Here is a 24142-nt window from a genome sequence, read left to right on the forward strand (position 1 = left end):
CTGTGTTAAACCTCGTCAAATCAAGGTTAAATCCCTTTTCTCCGGTTGAGTTACACTGCGCTGGCGTCTAGCCTAGGATCAGTGTCACGTTATCAATGGCTATTGGCGCTGCCCGCTGGCAGTCCAGTTGCTATGAGCTAATGTGAGCCTATAACAAGCAGCAAATGCGTAAAATAATTCTTCATATCCTTACTGAGGAGACAGTGGCATGAAAAAAATAGTGACAAGCCTAGGGTTATTAATCGCGGTGGCACCTACCGCCTATGCACAGCAAGACAGTGGCCTATATATGGGTGGCCGCATTGGTCCTTCGTTTTTAGAAGATAGCTGTGTGACTGACACCGATTGCGGAGATTCAGAGCTCGGCGCGGGGATAATCACCGGGTATGATTTCAACGATTGGTTTGCGCTCGAAGGCACCTATGATTACTTAGGCCGCTTTGATACCGCATTTGACCAATCAGGTACCACTGTTGGCGCCTCGGGCGATCTGACTGCGTTGACACTTGCGCCCAAGTTTTCTTATCACTTCAAACCTGATACGGCGCTTTACGGTAAGCTTGGTGGCGCCATGTGGGACTTTAATAGCAACGCCGGCGATCGTGATGATGTGTCACTGATGGGGGCGTTAGGTGTCGATCACCAAGCGACTGAAAAACTTAACGTTCGCCTTGAATATCAGCACATCAACGATATGGATGATGGCTACTTCTCAAGCGTCGATAACAATTTGGTCACTGTCGGTATGACGTATCACTTTGGACGCACTAACCACGAGCCAATGCCAGAGCCGATGGTTGAAGAGCCAGTGGTGGAAGAGCCAGAGCCTGCACCAGAGCCACAACCCGTGGCTGAACCACAATCAATCGTGCTCTCGGAAGCCGGCGAAACCGAAATGTTTGGTTTTGATAAAGCCACACTCTCTGACCAAGCGGCGGCATCATTACAACCGCTGGTTGACCGCTTGCTTCGCCACGAAGAAGCCACCGCGACGATTGTGGGTCACACGGATAGCAAAGGCCCTGCGGCTTATAACCAGAAGCTGTCTGTTGAGCGCGCGCAAGCGGTGGCAGATGTGTTCTTGGATGCGGGTATCGATGCGAGCCGCCTCACCGTCGAAGGCAAAGGCGAAGCCGATCCCATCGCCAGTAACAACACGCCGGAAGGACGCGCACAAAACCGCCGCGTTGAGGTTACCTCGCCCGAGATCGTGTACGTGGAAGTCAATTAACGCCACCCGCGCTTAAAATGACTTAAACGCCCACCAGGCCACCGTTTGAGCGGTGGCCTGTTTCATTGTGCTCGCGAGATTAAAAATTGACGGAGGGCGCGACAACACCTTGTAAATGGTTCTGCATCAAACGGTCTATTTCGATTCTGTCTTGATCGCTCACGCCCGCCACCCGCGGGTATCTTGGCGCTGAGCGATCGTTATGATAAGCGCCTTCCCATCCCTGAGTGGTGGTTAAAAAGGCGCGAGCAAAGTCCGTCGAATAGCGCAAACACCCTGCCATTACCGTATCCACATAGGATTGCGCAATCGGCTTATCTGCATCTGGGGCACGCCGTTTATCAGCAACGTATACATACACGGGACCATCCAGGATAACGTCTTCGGGCAAAACAATGTTTGATTCGGCTAACTGTAAACGCTGATAACCCGCTTCGCGCCGATCAAAATCGGGCAGTGATTGTGGGTCAATGTTTACCAATACCCCGTTGCATTCCCCCTCCCCTTCAAGCACCACCAGCGGTGAGATAAATGCCTCACTCACATTGCTCCAGTGGCGGCTAAGTCCACTGACAGTCACCGGACAGGCCCACCCTGAGTCGCCTGTCAGCGCCCGTGAGGCTGGATTCATCAAACTGCCGTACCCAAATAGATACATGACGTTGCAAACTCCTTTATTGCATTCACTGGCAGAACCAGAGGCGCTGCCTTGCTTTTCTCACTGAAATTGCCAGAATATCCGGCAATGTTGTCAACAAGGAAGTGATAATGGAACCACTCGATAAGCTGGAAGCACATTTTAAGCGCCTTTCGCATTTTCAGCACCTTGCCGCAATCTGCGGTTGGGATCAAGCAACCATGATGCCAGAAGGCGGCAACAAGGCTCGCGCCGAAGCCATGGCAGAGCTCGCGCTGTATTGTCATCACCAACTGACTCAACCCGAGCTGGGTGATTGGTTTGCAGATGTGGACGCAAAATCCTCGTCACTGACGACGACGCAACACGCCAGTCTAGAAGAGATGAAGCGCGAGTGGCAGCAGGCCAGCGTGTTACCCGACACCTTGGTCAAAGCGAAGTCTTTGGCTGGGGCTAAATGCGAGCATGCTTGGCGCCAGCAGCGCCAAGACAACGATTGGCAAGGCTTCGCCAAAAACTTGAAAGAGGTGGTTGCGCTTGCGCGTGAAGAAGCTCATATTCGTGCCGATCAAAAGCTTTGCTCGCCTTATGATGCGCTGCTTGATTTGTATGAGCCGGGGATGACGGCAGAGCGTATTGATGAAGTGTTTGGTGCACTCAAACAATGGCTGCCGGAGACTATTCAAGCCGTGGTCGACAAGCAAGCCAAGCAGCCAGTCATCACGCCTAATGGCCCCTTCCCGCAAGCGCAACAAAAGGCCCTAGGTGAGCAAATCATGAAGCAGCTTGGGTTTAGTTTTGCCCATGGTCGCCTCGATGTCAGCACCCACCCATTCTGTGGCGGCGTGCCCTCCGATATACGGATTACCACCCGCTATGATGAGCAAGATTTTACCTCCGCCTTGATGGGTGTGATTCATGAAACCGGCCATGCGCGTTATGAGCAAGGGCTACCTAAAGACCTAGCCGGTTTACCGGTTGGCCAAGCACGCTCAATGGGCGTACACGAAAGTCAAAGCCTATTTTTTGAAATGCAGCTCGCCCGCAGCGAACCCTTCGCAACATTAATCTGTCAGCAAGCCAAGCAGGCCTTTAACCGCCAAGACGATCCCGCGTTTCAGGTCGAAAACCTCCACCGCGTGCTCACTCAGGTATCACCTGGCTATATCCGCGTCGACGCCGACGAGGTCACCTACCCCGCGCACATTATGCTGCGCTATGACATTGAACGCGATCTGATCAGTGGCAAGATGGAGGTCGAGCATATCCCTGAGCGCTGGGACAACGCAATGCAGCAATACCTTGGCCTCAGCACCGCCGGGAATTTCAAAAACGGCTGCATGCAAGATATCCACTGGACCGATGGCAGCTTTGGCTACTTCCCAACCTATACGCTGGGGGCCCTCTATGCCGCACAATTGATGCAAGCGATGCGCCAGCAGTTGGACGTGGATGGCATTATCGCCAGCGGCAATCTGTCACCGATTTTTGATTGGCTGTCCCAACATATCTGGCAACGCGCCAGCACCACCTCAACCGATAACCTACTCAAAGACGCCACCGGCGAAGCCCTTAACCCCGCCCACTTTCGCGACTACATTCAAGGGCGGTATTTGTAAGCCTCTCTACATTCCCCACGCCAGCCCAGCTGGCTTGGGTTTCTTCAGGTTAATCTGTTAATTCCATCACATTTCTGTACAATGCGCGCTCAGTCATATTTATCTTTACACCCTCCTCGCTGGGCCGTGAATTTATCGCTTGTCATAAACGATACGGGCCTTGGTTGAGTACAGTCGCTAGGAAACTCTTTTGATTTCAATCGCCAATATCACCATGCAATTTGGTGCCGAGCCGCTATTCGAAAACATCTCTGCCAAATTTGGTAACGGAAACCGCTACGGGTTAATCGGTGCCAATGGTTGTGGCAAATCAACCCTGATGAAAATCATGAGTGGTGCCCTCACGCCCACCGCAGGCAATGTGTCCGTCACACCAGGACAAACCTTGGGCGAGCTCAGCCAGGACCAATTTGCCTATGAGCAGTATTCAGTGATTGATACGGTGATGATGGGTGACCGCAAGCTGTGGGAGATCAAGCAAGAGCGAGAGCGCATTTATTCTCTGCCGGAAATGAGCGAAGAAGACGGTATGGCCGTGGCGGAACTAGAAAGCCAGTTCGCCGAAATGGACGGTTACACCGCCGAGAGCCGCGCGGGCGACATTCTGCTACAAGCGGGTATTGCCGAAGAGCTGCATTTTGGCTTGATGTCGCAAGTCGCACCGGGCTGGAAGCTACGCGTGCTGCTCGCGCAAGCGCTGTTCGCCAATCCTGATATTTTGCTGTTGGATGAGCCAACCAACAACTTGGATATTCACACCATCAACTGGTTGGCCGGTGAGCTTCAGCAGCGCCAGTGCACCATGATTATCATTTCTCACGATCGTCATTTCCTTAACGCCACGTGCACACACATGGCCGATATCGATTTTGGTGAGCTTCGTGTTTACCCCGGCAACTACGATGACTTTGTCGCAGCATCTAGCTTGGCACGCGAGCAATTACTGGCCAGCAATGCCAAAAAAGAAGCCGAACTGAGTGAGCTGCAAGACTTTGTTAACCGTTTTGGGGCCAATGCCTCCAAAGCCAAACAGGCCAGCTCTCGCGCGAAACGCATGGAAAAAATCCAACTTGATGAAGTCAAAGCATCCAGTCGCGTGCACCCTTACATCCAGTTTACTGAAAGTAAAAAGCTGCATCGTCAAGCGGTCGAATTGCGCGAGGTAGGCCATGCCTTTGACGATTCGCCCCTGTTCCGCGGTGGCCACTTCTTACTGGAAGCCGGCTCGCGTCTCGCCATTATTGGCGAAAACGGGGTGGGTAAATCAACGCTGCTACGCTGTTTGGTCGGTGAGCTTGCGCAAAGCGAGGGCACGATCAAATGGTCAGAGAACGCATCCATTGGTTACTGTGCGCAAGATAACAGCGCTGAGTTTGATAACGATCTCACCGTGTTTGAGTGGATGTCGCAGTGGCGTACGGCCAAGCACGATGATTTGATGGTTCGTGGCATTTTAGGCCGCTTACTGTTTTCGGCTGATGATGTGAATAAAAAAGCCAAAAGCTGTTCAGGGGGCGAGAAAAACCGCCTGATGTTTGGCAAATTGATGATGCAAGATATCAATGTGATTGTGATGGATGAGCCGACTAACCACATGGATATGGAAGCCATCGAATCTCTCAACAAAGGGCTAGAGCAATTCCCTGGCACCTTAATTTTTGTCAGCCACGACCGTGAATTTGTTTCCTCACTGGCCACCGACATTATTGAGATAAAAGATCAGCAATTGATCCACTTTAATGGCAGTTACGATGAGTACCTCGCCCATTTAGAAAAAGTGCGTGCCGTGGCTTAACGCTGAGACTCGCCAACACTTTGCCGCTGAGGTGCTTTATTTCAGCGGCGATCCTCGCTATACCTAGATCACGGTTCTCTTTTCTGCTTAATGGATGATCATGATGAAATACGCGGCGACCTTTCTGACGCTCTCAAGTCTTATTTTCGCAACACCAAGCTACGCACTGTTCGGCCAAGGCGATAAAACGACCGATGTGATGACGCAAATGGCGACGCAATTCGCGGATGACCAGGCCAGCCAATCTCCCCTTGTCCAGTCGATTACCGACCAAGTGGATGTAAGTTCAACGCAAGCCGCCGGCGGCGCTACTGCATTGTTAGCGATGGCAGCTAATAACCTCACCGGTAACAACCAACAAGAGCTTGCCAATCTCCGCCCCGATTTAACATCACTGTCTTCGCTACTTGGCGGTTCAGGCGTCAGCAGCGGCATTGGCTCCATCAGTGCATTATACGACGTCACACAGCAACTCGGGATTGACCCTGCAACGCTTCAACAATTTGTGCCCATTGTGCTTGAGTACCTTGGGCAACAAGGTGCCAGTCAAGGGTTGCTCAGTTCCCTTACCCAACTTTGGCCCTAACCTCACACTCGCTTTCCACACGCGGCCTTGAGGGTCGCGTGTTTATTTAACAAACCGGCAAGAAAAAAGCATCGAGACGCGTTATCATATCCGCCTTGTTGTTCAACGCCGTGTGATTATGCCTACCTTTTCTCTCTCTGCGATCCCCATCGGGATCCGCTATATGCTCCTCTCTGCACTCGGGTTCGCGCTCATGTCGGCCTGTGTGAAATATGTCAGCATCAACGGCATCCCAGTGTTTGAGATTGTGGCATCGCGAGCCTTGGTCTCGCTAATCATCAGTTATACCGATGTCAGGCGCAAAGGCCTATCGCCTTGGGGCAACAACAAACCGCTACTTTTATTGCGCGGCGTGTTGGGAACTATGGCATTGATGTGTGTGTATTATGCGGTAACGACGCTGCCACTCGCCGAAGCCACCGTGTTGCAATACACCCACCCAGTATTTACTGCCATCCTAGGGCTCGTGCTGCTTAAAGAGCGTTTACAAGGGGCGACGTTAGTGTGTATCGCCCTGTGTTTAACCGGGCTCTATATTATGGTGCAACCTAACCTCAATGCATCCATTGACGATGCACTTCCTACCTTTAGCGTGGTAGTGGCGTTAATGGGCGCATTCGGCAGCTCGATTGCCTATGTGATTGTGCGCAAACTCAGTCGCACCGAAGACAGCTCAGTGATCATCTTGTATTTCCCCATGATCGCCTTACCGGTTTCCACCGTGCTGATGTGGCCGTCTTTTGTACTGCCCAGCCTGTCACTGACCTTGCTGTTGGTGTTAGTCGGCGTCTTTACCCAAGTTGGCCAATACGGCTTAACTAAAGCGATGCAAACCCAACAAGCGGGACAAGCCTCTGCCTACGCCTATATTCAAATCGTGTTCTCGACATTAATTGGGGTATGGATATTTAACGAAGTGCCCTCGATCTGGACATATATCGGTGGCGGGTTAATTGTCGCTGGCGCGTTGTTCAATGCAATGGGGCATCGTCTCTTTCGAAGACGCGCGAGTGTTTAGTTTCGCGCCCGCTTAGAAATCAGATGACCGTGAGAGCGCGCTCTACATAAACACCGTACTCCCTCGGGGAGAATGGCTGCTTTCCTGCCCCAGGCAAGCAGCCTAAAGTGCGGTTATTCCGTGCGAATATGTCGAATAGCGCCACTGAGCGAGTCAACATTCTCTTTCAAGTTAGAGACAATCGGGCCTAACTGCTCAATTGCCTCATTCATGTCACTCGACAAGTTCTTTATATTCGATAAGTTGCCAGAAATTTCGTCACTGACAGACAGCTGCTCTTCGGTCGCTGAGGCAATCGAGGTATTGAGGCGATGTATTTCTATTGCCGACTCTTTGATTGTCCCCAAGGCGTCATTCGCCGTGGTCATATTCTCACGCGTGGATGAGATCTTTTCAGCATTAATACGAATAGTTTGTGTCGACTGCTCGGCTTTACCTTGCAGACCACCGATCATTTCCTCTATTTCGCCAGCCGACTTTTGCGTGCGCTGTGCGAGTGATCTAACTTCATCCGCCACCACCGCAAAGCCGCGGCCTTGGTCACCTGCACGTGCCGCCTCGATAGCCGCATTCAGGGCCAACAAGTTTGTTTGCTCAGCGATGTCTTTAATCACGTCCAAAACATTACCGACATTGGTCGACTCATCAGCTAATTCTTGAATGACTTCCGAGGTTTTCTTGAACTCCGTTTCCAAGCTACCGAATTCTAGCATTGTTTTGTCAAACACCTCTTTACTCGAACCAGTTTCTTGCTCGGTATTGCCCGCATATTTTTCCGCCATCGACGTATTTTCCGCGACCGTTGATAATGCAGAGGTCATTTCTTCCATCGCGGTCGCAGCCATTTCCAATTCCTGATTCTGCTGGCTCGACACCTTAGCGTTTTTATCCGTGATGTTCACCAAGCTATCTGTGATCTGGGAAATCATATGGTTAACAGTATTGATTTTTTCAATGGTCGACGAATAGCTAGTGATAACTTTATTTACCGTGCTACCAATCGTGCCAATTTCATTATTTTTGCTATCATCAACACGCAACGTTAGATCTGAGTTGTCATCAACGCTTTTAAGGATAGATGCCATTCTATCAATGGGGTTAACAACATTACGCTTGGTGACCACATAACCCAGTACAGCAATCACAACCACAACGGCCAACGAAATATTGCCAATGAGAACGGTTTTTTTCACGCTAGCCGCCGCCTGATTAAATTGCGCATTGGTTCGTGTTTCCAATGCCACAAAAAAACGCTCGATAGGCTTCATGATCTTTGCTTTTTCTTGGTGATATTGCGGGCTGTGTAACAAGTCGATCGCCATTTGCCTATCTGGCTCGCCACGAACGGTATAGTTACCGCTACTGTCCGGATAAAGCCCTTTGACCGCATTCATGGCTTTCACTTCCATATTCACCAATCCATCAGAGTTAGCCTGAGCTTTTTTAAGAAGATCAAACTCTTTCTCCGTAAAACCAAGCGCCTGCATACGCTGGTTTAACGCGATCTTCTCTCCATCAGGTTTTGGCTTTTGCCCATAATCTAATACTAAATCCCAATAAATGGTGTGATAATCTTCAGGGCGAGGTTTCTCTCCGTTGCGAATAGCGAGGATATCCATGTACATCTTTTCGTACTTTTCATCTCCCGTCACCACATACGTTCTACCCAAGCGGGTCAAGTCATCAGAGCTTTGCCTTAATTCATCGGCCGTTTGGTACGATTCATATCGCACCTGAGCCATTTCATCGACTTTATTCATCAGGCCGTTGAGTTGAATAATAGTTATAAAACTAACGACAATCCCTGCCCCAATAATAAAGAACACTAACTTCATGGTGTTATTGATGTTCATATCCAACTCCTGCCACTCAACAACAGACAACATCGACCAAAATGCCACTACCGTTTGATCGTAGAATAGATTCTCGCCATCAATTAAAAAAAGCTGGACAGGAAAAGTCTCGATATCAATTAGTTTTTGATTACTCGATAAAAATAAACGCAACGATTAATGTAGGGCCATAAAGTTAAGTGGCTCATAGATACATTAAACTAGTCATTTCAATGAAAAACCCAGACAGGCAGCATCGCCAATGGCACCACCGACGTTAACGTTCACGTAGGTCGACAAGCGCCAGTATGATGTGAGTTATAGGTACCTGGCCGACGCGCACCCGTTGGCAATGTCCCCTATCCAACATAGTGCTGGGGCTTGTGTCACCGTCGCTGCCTGTGCGTAGGTCGGACAAGCGCCAGTGCAATGTCAGCCATCTGTTACCCAAGTGGACTGCGCGCCTCCGACATCGGCGCCAACGATAAAACTCGATCGTGACAGGCGCCCGTTGGCAATGTCCCCTATCCAACATAGTGCTGGGGCTTGTGTCACCTACGCTGCCTGTGCGGCAGTGAACTTCTGAACAGTGAGCGCTCGAACCCCACTAAATTTCTAAGCTGCCTGTGCGGCAGTGAACGTGATTCAAAATTGATTTTAAAGTGCGTTGTTTTTCTAAGCTGCCTGTGCGGCAGTGAACAGCGTACTCGGGGGGGTATCAATTAGCCGTGCTTTCTAAGCTGCCTGTGCGGCAGTGAACGGGTTAGTTTCCTTTATGTTACCCTTGTCATATTTCTAAGCTGCCTGTGTGGCAGTGAACCCACGCTGCCAGCTTTTGCTGTGGTTTCGTCGTTTCTAAGCTGCCTGTGCGGCAGTGAACTCATCCACTGAATGGATACATCACCATCGCGATTTCTAAGCTGCCTGTGCGGCAGTGAACCGAGCTTTGCACGGCTTGCGCTTGCATCGCATTTTCTAAGCCGCCTGTGCGGCAGTGAACCCGCGTTGATACTGTGGCAACGCTATTTCATATTTCTAAGCTGCCTGTGCGGCAGTGAACGGAGGGCACCAACCTGGCCCCGCTGGCCAAGTTTTCTAAGCTGCCTGTGCGGCAGTGAACAGAAAGAAACCGGCGTGATGCACACACAGCACTTTCTAAGCTGCCTGTGCGGCAGTGAACCGTAAGACCGCAGGTGTGCACGATGACGAACATTTCTAAGCTGCCTGTGCGGCAGTGAACACAGTAACCAAAAATTGTAACTCCAGGATTTCTTTCTAAGCTGCCTGTGCGGCAGTGAACAATAGAATAACCTAACAATCGTCAGGTACAACAGGCTGTTAGGATAAAAATCGTCTTTTACCCTTGTTAAAAAGCACCTGCTGTAACTGACTGTATTTCCCGTATATTTTTAAAGAGCCAAAAAGAAGGGGTAAAGAGGGGTTGCCCCCTCAAAAACACGGCACCGCACATTGCTGGTCGGGCTCTCGTCTGCTTAACCCATAACAGGTGAATGGTTGGCCATTATTGGGCGGCTGTTTGGTGAGTTCCCGCTCGATATACAAGGCGAACTCGGTATTTGGCTGCCCCGCTCGTTTTTGGCTCGACAGGCTGGTCACTTGAATAAAAGGCAGGGACCAGCGTTTGTCGTCCGTTTTAATGTTTGCCAACAAACGACGCTTTACTTCCTCCTCATCGTAACCATTTTTGCTGGCAATCGCGGCCGCACGCCGATCGACATTTTTATACAGTCGCTGCGGCGATTTGTAGTTCCAGCGTTTAAAGTAGGCATAGTCTTGCACCCCGTCTGGCACCGGCTTAACGGCTTTGATATGCACGTAATCGGTCAGGCGTGACAGCCATCGCGGAATATTAAGCTGCTCAAATGCCACCTCAGTTTGCGCAAACAGGCGCAACCGATGGCCGAGTGGAAAATCACCTTGGCGGTAATCCGGAAACCCCACCGCAATGGCCGATTGATTCGGTCCGATTTTGTTTTCCGCTAAGGCAATGTGCACTTGCTGAAACACCTTGTGCCAGAGAAAGCCTACTGCGATCTCTACATCTGGCAATAAAGTAACCTCTTGATAGTAGTTCATTCCCGTCACCTATTTTTTATCACCCTTGCCAAACACGCCGCCGCGGATCAGCATCGCCATAATGTAATGCTGCTGCTCGAGCGTTGGGGTTTTGTCTTTTAACATCCATCCATCGAGCAAGTTGTAAAAGTCGTTCTTTTCTTTTGGCTGACGATACGCCGCCCCGCGGTTAGTCACTGAGCCATAAGGTTCAATGGCAATTGCACCCACTTCGTCATAGGCGGGGTGCCAGGTGTCAATGGTGCGCAGCGCGTTGCCGATTTTTTGTGAGTGCATCGCGGCTTGGCCATCTAATTGATATAAGAACTTGCTTTTATCGCCTTTACCACCGCCCATCACCAGCTCTTGAGAGGGGTAGACCGCTTGCCCTTCGCCCAGTTGGCAGTAGGCTTCAACATGAATAAGTGCATGCGCTTCTGTCAGGCCATATTGGATCACCTCTGCTAGCGCAGTGACATCTGGGTGCGCGTCAAAATCATGCAAGCTAAATTCGTAGCTATCAAAGCTAAATTGCTTCTCGCCTGCGATGACCACCACCTTGACTTGCTCGGCACCGACACGGTTGCGCCACAAAAAACGCCCATTGGCAATGTTGTGCGCGTAACGTTGCGCCAGCTCTTTAAAACCGGTTTCTGATTGATAGTCACGCACTTTATCAGCCAGTGCTTGCTGATAGTCTGGATTGTTACAGGTTGACGGCACATGCAGCCCGCTGAGCACACGCAGCGAAAAAGCCACTTTGAGCGTATCAGTATCATGCGGCAGTGCCGCAATATCGACCGTTTGTAGGTTTGGTTTAGATACTTCCGCATCCAGCTTGGTGGGATCATTGGCGGTAGGCGCTTGTAAGCGGTTCGAAATCGTGCCTCGCACCGATTTCTCTCCCACTTGAATGGGTTGCCAATCGCCTTTTTCCCAATTACCCGCATACATTAGTGCATCGGAAGGTAAAAGTTTCGCCTCAAAAGCAAACACGGAAGGGTTAGTCAGTTTTTTATCAGCCATGATGAAATCTCCTTAATTACAAAAAGTCGGGGTCAAAGTCAGTGTCGTCATCGGTTGTGGGCACAACGTCAGGTTCAATGGGTTCGGCATGCGTCGCTGTCGTCACACGGGCAAGATACCAAGGATGCTCACCGTGATAACGCCAGCATGCGTCGTCGATATCCTTAAGGCGGTGGACGCTGCGCCACTCACCTACGCTGTATGCCGCTTCCACAAAGCTTACCGGTACCTCCGGATCGCGCACATTGGCGACCTCACCTGCGGCATAACACGGGGAAATCGCGCGGTAGCCCGTCATGATCGGCACCAAATATCCTGGCTTAGGTTTGGACTCGCGTTGCCATTGCGCCGGAATCGGTTGGTTATCGTCGTCAGGCACGTGTTCATCATCGGCGACAGCGTGGTACGACAACATGGCAAACTCACACCACGCATCAAACAAGCTGGCCTGCGCATTGTGTTGCAATAGCTGTTGATGATGCTGGGCGAGATAATCATGTCGGTCGCAAAGGACAAAGCCCGGCATGAGGCGGCGCAACGCTTTTTTCTGCATGCTTGCATCCGCGAGCAAATCAACCTCGCCAATGGTTAAGATTTGCCCACCCGCGAGCCGTCGCTGAGGCGCCAAATCTTTCACTTCCGCGATCAACTGTGCTGCCGCGGCTTTATCACCAGCAATCAGTCCCTCAACCTCGATCAGCAAAGAGACTTGCATGTTCATGCGTCCTTCTTCATTGATCGGCGCTGTTTCTCCTTTGGCGGTGACCGGATTGCGGGTTAAGGCAAAAACATAGTCGCCCCACCCTGTGGGCTGCCGCACATGAACATTGTTTTTATGGCTAACCACGGTCACGCCACCTAATCGCAACCCCAAGGCATCAGGGAGTTGACGTGATAGCGCATGGGCAAAGCCAAGAAAGTGCGTGATCGCCGGAAAACCATAAGTCAGCCCTGCGACCGCATTCGCGTTTTGCACCTCAATGTGCTTAAGCAATAAATACTGTGCCATTATCGGTTCTCCTCAAATTGAGGCGTGTCGCGCTCAAACGCTTTGAGTTGGGTTAGGAACACTTTGCGGATGTAATTGAACTCCGTATCACCAAGCAGGTAGTGTTGTTTGTCCTCAAGCTGGCGCAGTAACCAAGCGGCAAAATCAGAGGCAACAGTGTCCAGCCACGCTTGTGCGTCACGCTCTCGCTGAAATTGATCGTCGGGGTTGTGCACATCCAGCCAAATTGCATGTTCACGTTTTAGTCGGCATGCTTGATCATCAGTGCCTTGACTCCAACCGGCTGGAACTTGCTGCTGAACCCGCGCGGCATAGTCAAACACCAAGTCAGTGAGTGGCAGAATAAAGTCATGATCACGCCGATAACGGGTGGCAAAGTTACGATCCCGTTCGGTAAGGCTTGCCAGAAAGGCGCGAAAGTCGTGAAGCAAATGACTGGCTTGGTAGGCTAAACGGAGATTAAAGATGCTGGTTTGCTTGCTCGGATCCTCCGGCTGCTGCTGATAGCTTGGCGGGGCGGCATTGAGTAAAAATCCCTCGCCTTGGCGATTACTATTTAAGAGTGAGATGTTCTGTTTATTTGTTCCGCCAAAAGCTTGTTTAACAGTGTGCGGAAAAATTTCCCATCTCTCCGGATGATAATACTGTTTGTTCTTTGCCTCACGAATCGCTTTAACTTTCTCCCCAAACCGTGTCGCACGCACCTTGTTATACAGTGCGTGCGCAAGGCTGGATGAATATAGCGGACACAGCAGGAGGTACTCACCTTCATTCACCGGAAAGTAGGTTTGCTTAGTTAAATTATGGGCTGACAACGTCTGATCATTCAAAGCAAGTGAAAATCCCGCACGCCAAGTCTCTAGCAAGGTAGCGTCATCAATGAGTGGCTTAAGCGCGTTGATATGGCCGGCTTGCAACTGCGAAATAAGCGACTCACCTTCCACAGTGACTTTTAAAAAACGCGCCACATCCAACACAGCCGCATTGCAATCCGCATCAATGGCTTTATCGGTCAGCGAATAGCTAGTAAGGTAGCGAGACTCACTCTTATCGACCTCAGTGACAAGCATACTAGTTGCTTTAGCATCGCCGTGAGTAAATTTAGGGCAATGCGTGGCGAGGCTGATTTGCTTGGCTCGCGTCGCAGCGTCTGTGATCCAATGAATTGGCTCAAACTTCGCTTCGATCGGAGCAGCTTTCTCTGCGTAATCGGCATTGGCGATCGCCTCTTGCTCTTGGCTGGCGGCGGCTTTTAGGGCCTTATCACGCGCCTTTTGCAAAGGCTCAAGCTTCGCCTGTTTGCGCTGTTCAATATATGCCAGCAGCGCATCGTATAGTCTGTGTTCCATAAGCGCTTCCTTTTATCCTATTTGTTCCATTAAATTTTTTACTCCCGATAAGCACCCAGCTGTGGGTGCCAACACCAAGTGATGTTTTGGCTTTCCCGCTCAGCCGCGAGGCGTATTTCGCCCAAATGCTGGCTCGCTTTTTTAATCGACCATCCCATTTGGTCAGCAAAGTGCTGATAAACAGCTTCCGGATCAACGTCAAACCACCAATGGCAACCGGCTGCTAGCGATATCTCGACGGGTTTAAAGCGATATGAGTGATCGGCGTATTGGTAGGGATAACGTGAGGTATCTAACTGCTGCCAAGCCAGCGTGTCATCGTCGTTATAAGCCAGCACAAAGCTTTCTTGGGGCTGGCTGTGACGAAACGGAGTGCGCCGGATCAGTTCGCCGCTCCAGCTAGCATGTTTACCGGGGTAACGTAGTCCAGCAGCTTGACTGATCAGTGTTTCATTCCACCAAAGCTCGGCTTCCTTACCGGTTCGGAAAAAATCAGGCTGATGCTTTTCCCCGCCCGTGATTTCTAACGTAAAGCGCAACGCACGGTGCTCCTGCACGCCCCAGTGGCTCACCGGCTTGGCCGCTCTTTTTGCCGACGAAGCAAATATAAAGGCAGATTTTTCCAGCTTGGGGATTTCCTGAATACGCGGCGTGGCGGAAATGGCAGTCAGCCCTTCATCAAGCGTGACCTTGTAACCTTTTTCAAGCGGGATAGCAGCGCTTTCAAAGCCTGGCTTACAATAAGCGGGATGCTTGCCTTTTAGCGCACGGACATTCTGATCGAGCACATGAATATTGGCGCTTGTCGGCGGTTGCTGACGGTGACGTTGTACCCGCCCCGCCAACTGAATTAAGGCACGCATTGAACTCGGTTCAGCAATGGCCCAGTCGTAATCGTGATCACGCCCAACTTCCACCACTGCGGTACCCACCACCACAAATATCAGATGTTTGGCATCACTGTTCGAAATGGCATCGCGAATCTCTGGCTGCTCGAAAATCGCCGCTTCATCATGGCGATTTAACGCCGCATCGAGACGACTTTCTCGATAAGAACGTAATGCCAGCGGAAACTGGGAGTGGTACGGACAAATAAAGAGCGCATGATCCGGTTCCGGCGAGATTTGTACCAGCGCCCGAGTCAGCGCCACCATGGGGTTAATATTGGCCATGCGCACCACACCTACCGACACTGTTTTGCCGGATGCATGGCTTTGATGATGCGCATGGTGCAGCTGATGAATATGGGTATGGATAAGTTGCGCTAGCGGCCCAAAATCGAGGTTAGGTTCGCTGGGTGTTGGGGGGACTACTAAAGAGGTAATCGCGGAGGTGTCTACCGTCTTCCCTTTGCGTAGCACCTGTTGCTCGCCCTCTAATCGCTTAACGCGCTTGGCGACAAATTCACGGTGGTAAGTCACGTAATCGGTTTTGCTCGTCACCGTTTGGATCTCGCTGGTAAATTCATCAAACCAGCCGCAAATCACAGGCGCACCGTCAGCGCCGTTTGTCGTCGCGCTGTCACCAAACTGGGCATGATTAAACTGCGCCCTGCCCGCACGATAGGCATCAAACAAGCTTTTTACTAACGAAGGCGGCAAGGTCGCCGATGAGAGCAGCACCCGTGACCCCAACATGCCTGCCCAATTTACCAAGCGGCACAGCGCCGGTAAGTCTTCAAGACCAAAATCATCGGGCTCATCAAGCACTAAGTCGGTACTGAGCAAACGCAACATGGGCGCAATTTGATGGCCGCCGCGCAGGCTTTCAGTGGCGGGCATCAGATGATCAATCGTGCTCACCAATACCGGCGCACTGACCAATTTCTCCAGCTTAGGCTGACTACTTAGCCAGTGTTTCAACCGGCCATCGTATATTTGCCCTTCGTAGCTAATAAACAGTTTTTCAAGAAAGTCTTCGGTAGACTCACTGCCACCGGAAGACTGATGTGACGTATTTTGCGCCTCGTGTAAGCGCTGGATCGCTTGCGAACCAACGAGGACGCCCAACTCGTCATCGCCAAGTTTTAGCAAGTCGCGATACGCATCGCCGGTTTGCAAGGTGAGTGTTCTCAGCCCCAGCGCCACCGAGAAACGGCATCCCTGCCAAGGGTCCGATAACGCATACATAATGCGCGCGTTGGCGATGGTTTTCCCGCAACCTGTCGACGCCATATTAATGCCGAAAAATCCCTGTGTTTCCGACTGAGTAGCTATAGTTTTGGTTTTCCGATAAGCGATATCTTGCCAGCGATACTTTTCTTGTTCGGCGCCTTGGCTAAAACGGCGGTGTTGAGCAATCGCTGGTAATGTCCATTTAAGTGAGGGTAAATTCTCTGCAAAGCGTCTCGCATTAATGGCTACACCGATATTGTGCTCATCTAACTGTTGTTTAGGCGGCGCGTTTTTGCATTTGCCTTGAGACAGGTCTGTGTTAGCAATCGGTGCGTAATGGCGATCGCGCCATTTGGGCTTGGATTTCTCCAGTGGCAGTGACGAGTAATAATGATCCGCTAGCATTAATGATAGACGTGCCATATGGCTGACAAACCGCTGTGATAACCAATTAATTTGTCCATGAGAGTGCCATGGATATTGGCGGGCACGCTGGGCCAATTGGCGCGCTTTTTGTTGCCAAGGCTGGCTTAAAAACGGCGTGCCATCGGGAAAACGCCAGTTATTGGCAAGTGCTGGCGGGTCATATTTACCAAGGTTGAGCGCGTTGGGCGCATTCCAGTGACTACCAAAGCAACGGCGAAGCCATTGGTCGATTTGCGAGAGTTCAACTGGAGCCTTGTCGACATCATAGTTCACGGGCAACCGATGATGCGAGACAATAAGCCAAGCCACGATACGTGCAAATGGCGATAAGTCATCAAAGACAGGTTGATAGCCGTCCGTTTCGGTAAACAGTCGCGCCAGTAGCGCAGCTTCATGCTCGACGGCGGTTTCAGGCGTAAGCTCACTAAGTTCATCAAGCCATTGCTGATCCGCCTTGCCTTTGACAAACGCCTCGAATAAACGCAACGACACCCACTCATGGCGATACGGTTCACCTTGGTGTACTGTTTGGCCGCGAAGCTTTTGCTGAAACAACGCATTGGCTTTCCCAAAATCATGAAACAATCCCGCCATGGCCGTTGCCAGCACAATCACCTCATTAAGCTGCCAGCCCTGCTCCCATTCTTTGTGGCTAAGGTCCAACTCAGTGCGATTAACCGGCACATTGCCTTCTAAGTTAAATTTGCGGCGATTACCCACAATCCACACGAGTTGGCTGTGGGTTCTCGAACGAACCCAATGACAACTGACCGCGGTGCTGCGGCTGGCGGTTTTGCTCAGCAGTTTTCGCACCGTGTTTAAGCCATCTTCGGTGATCAGTGTTTGCCAGGTGTTATCACCAATTCGGTTAGCAAAGGCATCAAGCACGCGGCGAGTTTTCTTCAGTGCCTTTTTCTCGCACTGAGAAATAAAGGTCACCATCATCGTTGCGGCTCCGTCATCTCATCGTCGGAGTCGTTTTGCAGCGCAATGGCTTTGATGGTGTTGAACATAAAGTCCATCGCTTTGTGTTCAATAAAGGCTTGCAGAACTTGCTGGCGAAACTCTTGTTCGGTGGCGTTTTCTTTAGCGCATATAAACGCCCAAGGCAGCACGATGGCATCTTTGATTAAGTCCGCGGCATCAAACACCAGCGCGCCGCGACGGGTTTTGCCATGCATCACCGCAAATCCGTGCGGGATCCCAAGCACCCATAAACAACTCGCCGCCAAGCCATAGGCTAAGTAATTGCCATGATTTAAAAAGCGGTTGGCGAGATCGTCCGCCTCATGCTGACGTTTAAAACCGTTTTTTTGAGTACGGTTCGCCGCGTGTTTGTAAAGCGCTTTGGTGAGCTGCGCTTCGGTAAGCAATAAATCAGCCGGCTTGTTGGCTTTGTCAGTTCGCTCCACAAAGGTATCGAGTGCGCCGGCCAATTCGGCCACATCAAACCCTTCAAGCTTGAGCTCACGGCTCGCTTGCCAGACCTGCTTTAAGTAACTCAGGCGTGCCAGCTGAAAAGTTCGCGCAGCGTCCAATCGCTTTTGATCATCAAACCAAAATGACAACCACCCTTGCAGATATTCAGTAGGTCGATACTCGCTTTGCGGTGTAAACCACTCAACCTCAGTTGCCATATGCAGTGGTGTACCGCCACCTCCGCAGAAGCCAACCAGCACGCCCGCTTGCGAGAGCATACGCATCGCCGCTTGAGTGATTGATGTGCCAGTCCCGAGCAACAACACCGTGGTATTGGCAATGGGGATATTAAAGTAAAGGTTTTCGCGTTTCGCCTCCGCCAAGTACAACACACGCCCATCTTTTTGCATCACACGGCAATGCTCGAGGTAGTACATATTGGCGCGTTTGGAATGAAGGATGGTTTTAAGATCCGAGGGCGAGAGATCGTCCATGGGTGTCCCTTTCGTGGTTGTCCCGAGTGACAAAACAGATCACTCACAAGCGCAAGAAAGGTAACAAAAATAGCAATGCATGCCCGTGAAACAAGGCACAGTTTAGGGTTTGAAGGAAGATCGCATTCTGCTGTCTGTGCGATTGTTATGCGAACCAGATAACACTAATCAGCCAAGATTGCTCGAGATTACTCGGTATGATAAGTGGATTTTGACCCACAAAAACTTATCATATATGATAAAAAGAAGTAAAAGATGAACTGGAACATTGTTTTTTACCCAGGCGTGGAAGAGAGCATTCTCAACATGCCTCCTAAGATTCAAGCGCGAATGCTCAAGCTGCTTTAACTAATAGAAAAACATGGCGCAAACTTAGGTCCTCCTCACACAGAATCAATAGGTAACGGCCTGTTTGAAATTCGTGCCAAAGCAAAAGAAGGGATCGGACGCAGTCTATTCTGCTATTTAGACGGCCCCAACATCTATGTCCTTCATGCATTTGTGAAGAAAAGCCAAAAGACACCAAAGAACGACTTAGCATTGGCAACAGGGCGTATGAAAGAGGTGAAAAGTGAATAGCCTACAAGCACTAAAAGCGAAAGCATTGCAAAACCCAGACGTGAAACAAGCATACGATGAATTGACGCCTGAGTTTGAGTTGATCGATATGTTACTCAGTATGCGTAAGCAGGCCGGGCTAACTCAACAGCAGGTTGCAGAACGTATGGGGACGAAAGAAGGCAATATTTCTCGACTTGAAAAAGGGAAAGGTAATCCAACCCTTAAAACCCTGCTTAGCTATGCAAAAGCATGCAATTGCAAGCTTAACTTTGGCTATAAACATGCGTTAAATTGACGTATATGGTCATTACTAGTCATACGCTTTTATTGACCTTTAACCATCCCCTAATTCCTCGATGCCACGACCACTAACAATGAACTGGCATCAAAAAAAACAACTATTTCAGTATCTAAGCTGCCTGTGCGGCAGTGAACATAGCAAAGAATTTGAAGGAAGATCGCATTAGTAGTGCGTATGTCAGTAGTTATCAATCACAATGTGCGCACTAACCAATAGTGAAATGGTTAATAATGTCCATTTCTTTATGAGGAACACCAATGATATCAATTGCATGGCGTCGGATAAGATAAAAGACAAGATGTTGTCCTTCAGGAAAGCAATAGTATCCGTCTTCAATGTCTGTTCTATGCTGGCCTAGTTGCGGGTTCTCTGCTAGCCAGTTAAACCGCGTAGCTAGGCGCTTTAAATAAGTGTTACGCTGTGCTTTTCCCCATTTACGCTCAGTGTAACGACCAATATTTTTAAGATCATCACGTGCTCTGGGCGTAATACGAACCTGCTTTTTTGTTTGGCTCGCCGTCAAGATTCTGTGTCCAAGTCGTTAATCAGTTCATCCATTGAAAAGTCATCGACAAACGTATCACTGGCTGCCTGTTGAGCCCCCTCATCAAGATGTGCGCGCAACACATCCAGTTTGGTTTTGCGTTCCTCAAGCGTGCGTAATGCATCACGAACAACCTCGCTAGCAGAGCCGTACCGGCCACTTGCTACCTCGTTTTTAATAAACACTTCCCAGTGCTCCCCTAAGCTTAAACTTGTTGTTGCCATAATTATCGCACTTATTCATAAATATGAATAATGAATATAGCGCTTTTTGTAAGTGACTCCCAACTTTTTGACTCATATTGATTCAGCCGAACAACGTTAGGTATATAGCAGCACACATAAGACTTCTCATTCAATCCTTTCTAAGCTGCCTGTGCGTATGTCGGAGAAGCGCTAACTCGATCGTACAAGCTAGGTGTGATTTGCACCGCGCGCAGTGCAACTGGCGCCTCCGACATTGAGGCCAACGATTAACCTCGATCGTGACAGGCGCCCGTCGGCAATGTGCATCTATCCAACACCGTGCTGGGGCTTGTGTCACCTACGCCAATGGTATTATCGGGCCAAAAGTGGCTATTCCGATAACCAATGTACGCCAATGGCACCGCCGATATTAAAATGGTGTGTAGGTCGGACAAGCGCCAGTGCGATGTCTGTCATGTATTACCCAAGCGGACTGCGCGCCTCCGACATTAAGGCCAACGATTAACCTCGATCGTGACAGGCGCCCGTTGGCAATGTCCGCTATCCAACATAGTGTTGGGGCTTGTGTCACCTACGCTGCCTGTGCGGCAGTGAACCGAACATCACACGGTACTACGCTGCGACTGAATTTCTAAGCTGCCTGTGCGGCAGTGAACGTAATTCGCTACCCCCATCACCGAGCGAGACATTTCTAAGCTGCCTATGCGGCAGTGAACACCACGGAATGTCAGGGCGCGGTGTACATCATTTTCTAAGCTGCCTATGCGGCAGTGAACAACTATGGCCGCTACTCGCCCAACGAGCATATTTTCTAAGCTGCCTATGCGGCAGTGAACATCCAGTTGGGATAACACGACATTAGCGCAAGTTTTCTAAGCTGCCTATGCGGCAGTGAACCAGATGTGATTTTGGTGGATGCAGATCCGCAGTTTCTAAGCTGCCTATGCGTAGGTCGGACAAGCGCCAGTGAAATGTCAGCCATCTATTACCCAAGCGGACTGCGCGCCTCCGACATCGGCGCCAACGATTAACCTCGATCGTGACAGGCGCCCGTTGGCAATGTCCCCTATCCAACATAGTGCTGGGGCTTGTGTCACCTACGCTGCCTATGCGGCAGTGAACAATTGATGCGTTACATGGGCTCTTTTAATCGGTTTCTAAGCTGCCTATGCGGCAGTGAACATGCAGCTGCGGCACCGGCACCACCATGTTCGCTTTCTAAGCTGCCTATGCGGCAGTGAACGCGCTGATGCGCATTGCGATTTTGTTCATCATTTTCTAAGCTGCCTATGCGGCAGTGAACAGGGGAGGCAAGCCTCCCCGTTTTTTCATCTGTTTCTAAGCTGCCTATGCGGCAGTGAACAACAACGCGCCGATACTTTTTTGTCTTTGTCTTTTCTAAGCTGCCTATGCGGCAGTGAACGCAGGGTAAAACAGATCAGCAGCTTTTCGAATTTTCTAAGCTGCCTATGCGGCAGTGAACTTTAAGTCGTCCCGCCGCGTAATGTCGCCGAATTTCTAAGCTGCCTATGCGGCAGTGAACGGCGCAGTGGTGGCCGATACGCGCAGCGGGTTTTTCTAAGCTGCCTATGCGGCAGTGAACATCCAAGTCATTGCGACCACACAGCGGCCACATTTCTAAGCTGCCTATGCGGCAGTGAACACGGCCAAGTTGACCGACGACCGCAAGCCGCATTTCTAAGCTGCCTATGCGGCAGTGAACAAGTCGGTGAACTCGCGGCCCTTCTCCTGGGCTTTCTAAGCTGCCTATGCGGCAGTGAACAATAGAATAGCTTAATAATCGTCAGTGACAACAGGCTGTTAGGATAAAAATGGCCTTTTACCCTTGTTTAAAAGGGGATTCCGTAACTATCTGTATTTGTTGTTTATTTTTAAATAGCCAAAAAATAAGGGTAAGAAGGCGCCGATTTAGCGCCCGGTTTGGCTGGATCATGAACCGATGGTGAAGTCCTCGTGCAGGGCTTTCCAATGATCACGTAGCATCGCTTTGTGCTCCGTTAACATCGGTAATTGCTTAAGTTGATTTGGCCACATATTTCGCGCCAGGTTGATCGTATCCAATAGGTGCGGTTTGATCATTTGCCACGGCACACCCACATCTTGCGACCAGCGTTCGAAATGGCTCAAACCAATATCATACCAACGCTTGCTTTTCGCCATTTTCAACGCAATGTTGTCATATTCAATATAAGGCTGCGTAAAGACCACATCATAAAGCGGTGCTAAACGCGGCAACATGCGGTCGGGGTAACAGATCGTCCAATTTTTTAAGTGCGCATCGCCGTTCCCGAGCAAGATATTAATCAGCGACCTGCGTGCCATTTGCTGTATGTCTTCTCGTCCATTAGCGCTCTCACGATATAACACTTTTCCCAACTGCTCATAGTTCACTTTTTGATATTTATCTGAAGGATATAAGCCAAATACCTGTGCAAAATCCTCCGCATGTATTCGGCCGTCGGCTCCGCGATCAAAGCGTTGTATGCCATACGCAAGAGGCTCATTTGGCAGCTGAATATTGGGTAAACCCTCTAACTCAGCCACATTAATCAAACGTCTTTCGGGAACCACGGCACCGACCTGCTCAGCGAGCGTCATACATGTGAACTCGTTGAGAGGCACCCCTTTATGCACGGTTGAGGGCGTTTTTATGATCCATGAGTCTTCATTGGCGTCGTGATCAATATGGTATCGCCCATCACAGTGCGATGAAGAAAACTTCATTTGTACGCCGGCTAATGAGAATTTGCTATCAGCATGCTTAACATCAATCTGCTGCGGCGCGGTTGAAAGCCTTTGCGCCAATGCCCAACGCGGTAACTCTCCAGCTTTAATTGGCGTCGCCACAATAGCACCGGGCAGGTTTTTACCCATGTATGCCAGTATCGCGAATTCATTGTTTGTATGACACTGTAACGCCTTTGACACGACATCTCTTAATGCGCCTTCTGGGAGCAAGTTGGAGAGCACTGGCGGCAGTTTGTCCGTGCGAATTTGTGGTGTGCGTAAGTATTGCGAATCGCGACGTTGCCTCAACGAAAAGGTTAAACGCTCATGCTGAGAGGTGGCGATAAACGCCGGATTAAACGTGAGAATATTCTTCCCACCCGCGTAGTGGGTGACAATCGCTACGTCAACGCCATGCAGTTGAATGTTTAGTCCCTCAACCTTTTCACTGGTTTTGGTCATCGCTGTGCTCCGTCCCTAACCAAAAGTCGAGATCGTCGTTATCATCATCTTTATAACGACCGAGGTTTACCGGCTCATCGATCGTCTGAGACGTTTTGGGCGTAAGCGTTAATGTCAGGTCGAGCCCTTCGAGCACACGCAGCAAAGTCGATAGCCGGACATCACTCCCCGCCTCTACTCGCTGGTACTGCTGTTGTTTCATGCCAATACGCATGTACATGTCAGACTGCTCTAGCCCAAGTGACTTGCGACGCGCTTGCAATGCACGCGCTATATCTTTTAGTGACACCATCACACCCTCAAACAACTTTAATGTTGTACTATAGTCTATATACAACATATTAGTTGTCATTTAAGGAATTACAACATATTCATTGTTTAATAAGTCACAACATCAAGACTAGCATGGTGCATTTACATCGTTTGATATAAGCGCCAATCGAGCCAGGCGCCCGTTGACAGTTTTTATCTATCCAACACCGTACCGGCGCTTGTGTCACCTACGCTGCCTATGCGTAGGTCGGACAAGCGCCAGTGCAATGTCCCCCATCTATTACCCAAGCGGACTGCGCGCCTCCGACATCGGCGCCAACGATTAACCTCGATCGTGACAGGCGCCCGTTGGCAATGTCTCCTATCCAACATAGTGCTGGGGCTTGTGTCACCTACGCTGCCTGTGCGTAGGTCGG

General features: G+C 50.2%; 18 protein-coding genes, 1 pseudogene and 3 CRISPR repeat arrays. Of the genes and pseudogenes, 7 read left to right on the top strand and 12 right to left on the bottom strand.

Annotation, left to right across the window (positions count from 1 at the left end; all coding sequences use genetic code 11):
- Positions 1–208: 208 nt before the first annotated feature.
- Positions 209–1231, top strand: coding sequence for an OmpA family protein (locus BZG25_RS02420; protein WP_077638483.1), 1023 nt, complete (start codon positions 209–211; stop codon positions 1229–1231).
- 79 nt (positions 1232–1310) lie between these two features.
- Here the strand turns inward: BZG25_RS02420 and BZG25_RS02425 are convergent, their stop codons facing one another.
- A complete protein-coding gene (locus BZG25_RS02425; protein ID WP_077577776.1) occupies positions 1311–1889 on the bottom strand; it encodes a gamma-glutamylcyclotransferase family protein in 579 nt (192 codons plus the stop codon).
- A 110-nt stretch (positions 1890–1999) separates the two neighbouring features.
- On the opposite strand from BZG25_RS02425, the gene BZG25_RS02430 reads away from it, so the two are divergent.
- The 4 genes from BZG25_RS02430 to BZG25_RS02445 all read left to right on the top strand — a co-directional run bounded on the left by BZG25_RS02430 (position 2000) and on the right by BZG25_RS02445 (position 6886).
- A complete protein-coding gene (locus BZG25_RS02430; protein WP_077638484.1) occupies positions 2000–3487 on the top strand; it encodes a carboxypeptidase M32 in 1488 nt (495 codons plus the stop codon).
- Between the two features lie 190 nt (positions 3488–3677).
- Entirely contained in the window at positions 3678–5282 is a 1605-nt protein-coding gene (locus BZG25_RS02435) for an ABC-F family ATPase (protein WP_077577774.1), read from the top strand.
- A gap of 100 nt (positions 5283–5382) precedes the next feature.
- The gene (locus BZG25_RS02440) at positions 5383–5868 is read left to right on the top strand and encodes a DUF2780 domain-containing protein (RefSeq protein WP_227986286.1); all 486 of its coding nucleotides are present in this window, start codon (positions 5383–5385) and stop codon (positions 5866–5868) included.
- A gap of 118 nt (positions 5869–5986) precedes the next feature.
- Positions 5987–6886, top strand: a complete 900-nt coding sequence (locus BZG25_RS02445; RefSeq protein WP_077638485.1) for a DMT family transporter — start codon at positions 5987–5989, stop codon at positions 6884–6886.
- A 113-nt stretch (positions 6887–6999) separates the two neighbouring features.
- Here BZG25_RS02445 and BZG25_RS02450 read toward each other — a convergent pair whose 3' ends face one another.
- The 7 genes from BZG25_RS02450 to cas1f all read right to left on the bottom strand — a co-directional run bounded on the left by BZG25_RS02450 (position 7000) and on the right by cas1f (position 18631).
- Positions 7000–8739 (bottom strand): methyl-accepting chemotaxis protein, encoded by a 1740-nt coding sequence (locus BZG25_RS02450; protein WP_077638489.1) that lies wholly within the window; start codon positions 8737–8739, stop codon positions 7000–7002.
- A gap of 531 nt (positions 8740–9270) precedes the next feature.
- Positions 9271–10018: direct repeats of the CRISPR family, unit length 28 nt; unit sequence TTTCTAAGCTGCCTGTGCGGCAGTGAAC.
- Between the two features lie 149 nt (positions 10019–10167).
- On the bottom strand, positions 10168–10815 hold the full coding sequence (gene cas6f, locus BZG25_RS02455) for a type I-F CRISPR-associated endoribonuclease Cas6/Csy4 (RefSeq protein WP_077577771.1): 648 nt from the start codon (positions 10813–10815) through the stop codon (positions 10168–10170).
- Between the two features lie 9 nt (positions 10816–10824).
- Positions 10825–11820 carry a type I-F CRISPR-associated protein Csy3 gene (gene csy3 / locus BZG25_RS02460; protein WP_077577770.1) on the bottom strand — a complete coding sequence of 332 codons (996 nt, stop codon included), beginning with the start codon at positions 11818–11820 and terminating at the stop codon, positions 10825–10827.
- Between the two features lie 16 nt (positions 11821–11836).
- Positions 11837–12829, bottom strand: a complete 993-nt coding sequence (csy2, locus tag BZG25_RS02465) for a type I-F CRISPR-associated protein Csy2 (protein ID WP_077577769.1) — start codon at positions 12827–12829, stop codon at positions 11837–11839.
- A complete protein-coding gene (gene csy1, locus BZG25_RS02470; protein ID WP_077577768.1) occupies positions 12829–14178 on the bottom strand; it encodes a type I-F CRISPR-associated protein Csy1 in 1350 nt (449 codons plus the stop codon). The genes csy2 and csy1 overlap by 1 nt, the downstream gene beginning before the upstream one ends.
- Positions 14179–14216: 38 nt before the next feature.
- Positions 14217–17663: a type I-F CRISPR-associated helicase Cas3f gene (gene cas3f, locus BZG25_RS02475; RefSeq protein ID WP_077638486.1), complete on the bottom strand. Its 3447-nt coding sequence runs from the start codon at positions 17661–17663 to the stop codon at positions 14217–14219.
- The gene (gene cas1f, locus BZG25_RS02480) at positions 17660–18631 is read right to left on the bottom strand and encodes a type I-F CRISPR-associated endonuclease Cas1f (protein ID WP_077577766.1); all 972 of its coding nucleotides are present in this window, start codon (positions 18629–18631) and stop codon (positions 17660–17662) included. Before cas1f ends, cas3f begins: the two co-directional genes overlap by 4 nt.
- Before the next feature lie 255 nt (positions 18632–18886).
- On the opposite strand from cas1f, the pseudogene BZG25_RS16120 reads away from it, so the two are divergent.
- Positions 18887–19210: pseudogene (locus tag BZG25_RS16120) on the top strand (type II toxin-antitoxin system RelE/ParE family toxin).
- Positions 19203–19487, top strand: a complete 285-nt coding sequence (locus BZG25_RS02490; RefSeq protein ID WP_077577765.1) for a helix-turn-helix domain-containing protein — start codon at positions 19203–19205, stop codon at positions 19485–19487. The pseudogene BZG25_RS16120 and the gene BZG25_RS02490 overlap by 8 nt, the downstream one beginning before the upstream one ends.
- A gap of 211 nt (positions 19488–19698) precedes the next feature.
- Here the strand turns inward: BZG25_RS02490 and BZG25_RS02495 are convergent, their stop codons facing one another.
- The 4 genes from BZG25_RS02495 to BZG25_RS02510 all read right to left on the bottom strand — a co-directional run bounded on the left by BZG25_RS02495 (position 19699) and on the right by BZG25_RS02510 (position 23745).
- A complete protein-coding gene (locus BZG25_RS02495; RefSeq protein ID WP_077577764.1) occupies positions 19699–20016 on the bottom strand; it encodes a type II toxin-antitoxin system RelE/ParE family toxin in 318 nt (105 codons plus the stop codon).
- On the bottom strand, positions 20013–20264 hold the full coding sequence (locus BZG25_RS02500) for a type II toxin-antitoxin system ParD family antitoxin (RefSeq protein WP_198531447.1): 252 nt from the start codon (positions 20262–20264) through the stop codon (positions 20013–20015). Before BZG25_RS02500 ends, BZG25_RS02495 begins: the two co-directional genes overlap by 4 nt.
- Before the next feature lie 547 nt (positions 20265–20811).
- Positions 20812–21141: a CRISPR direct-repeat array (repeat unit 28 nt; unit sequence TTTCTAAGCTGCCTATGCGGCAGTGAAC).
- A gap of 196 nt (positions 21142–21337) precedes the next feature.
- A CRISPR array of direct repeats spans positions 21338–22026; the repeat unit is 28 nt; unit sequence TTTCTAAGCTGCCTATGCGGCAGTGAAC.
- Positions 22027–22193: 167 nt separating this feature from the next.
- The gene (locus BZG25_RS02505; RefSeq protein WP_077577763.1) at positions 22194–23453 is read right to left on the bottom strand and encodes a type II toxin-antitoxin system HipA family toxin; all 1260 of its coding nucleotides are present in this window, start codon (positions 23451–23453) and stop codon (positions 22194–22196) included.
- Positions 23437–23745 (bottom strand): helix-turn-helix domain-containing protein, encoded by a 309-nt coding sequence (locus BZG25_RS02510; protein WP_077577971.1) that lies wholly within the window; start codon positions 23743–23745, stop codon positions 23437–23439. The genes BZG25_RS02505 and BZG25_RS02510 overlap by 17 nt, the downstream gene beginning before the upstream one ends.
- Between the last annotated feature and the right edge of the window lie 397 nt (positions 23746–24142).

It is taken from the genome of Salinivibrio sp. ML198 (genome assembly GCF_001996015.1).
Taxonomy (GTDB): Bacteria; Pseudomonadota; Gammaproteobacteria; order Enterobacterales; family Vibrionaceae; genus Salinivibrio; species Salinivibrio siamensis.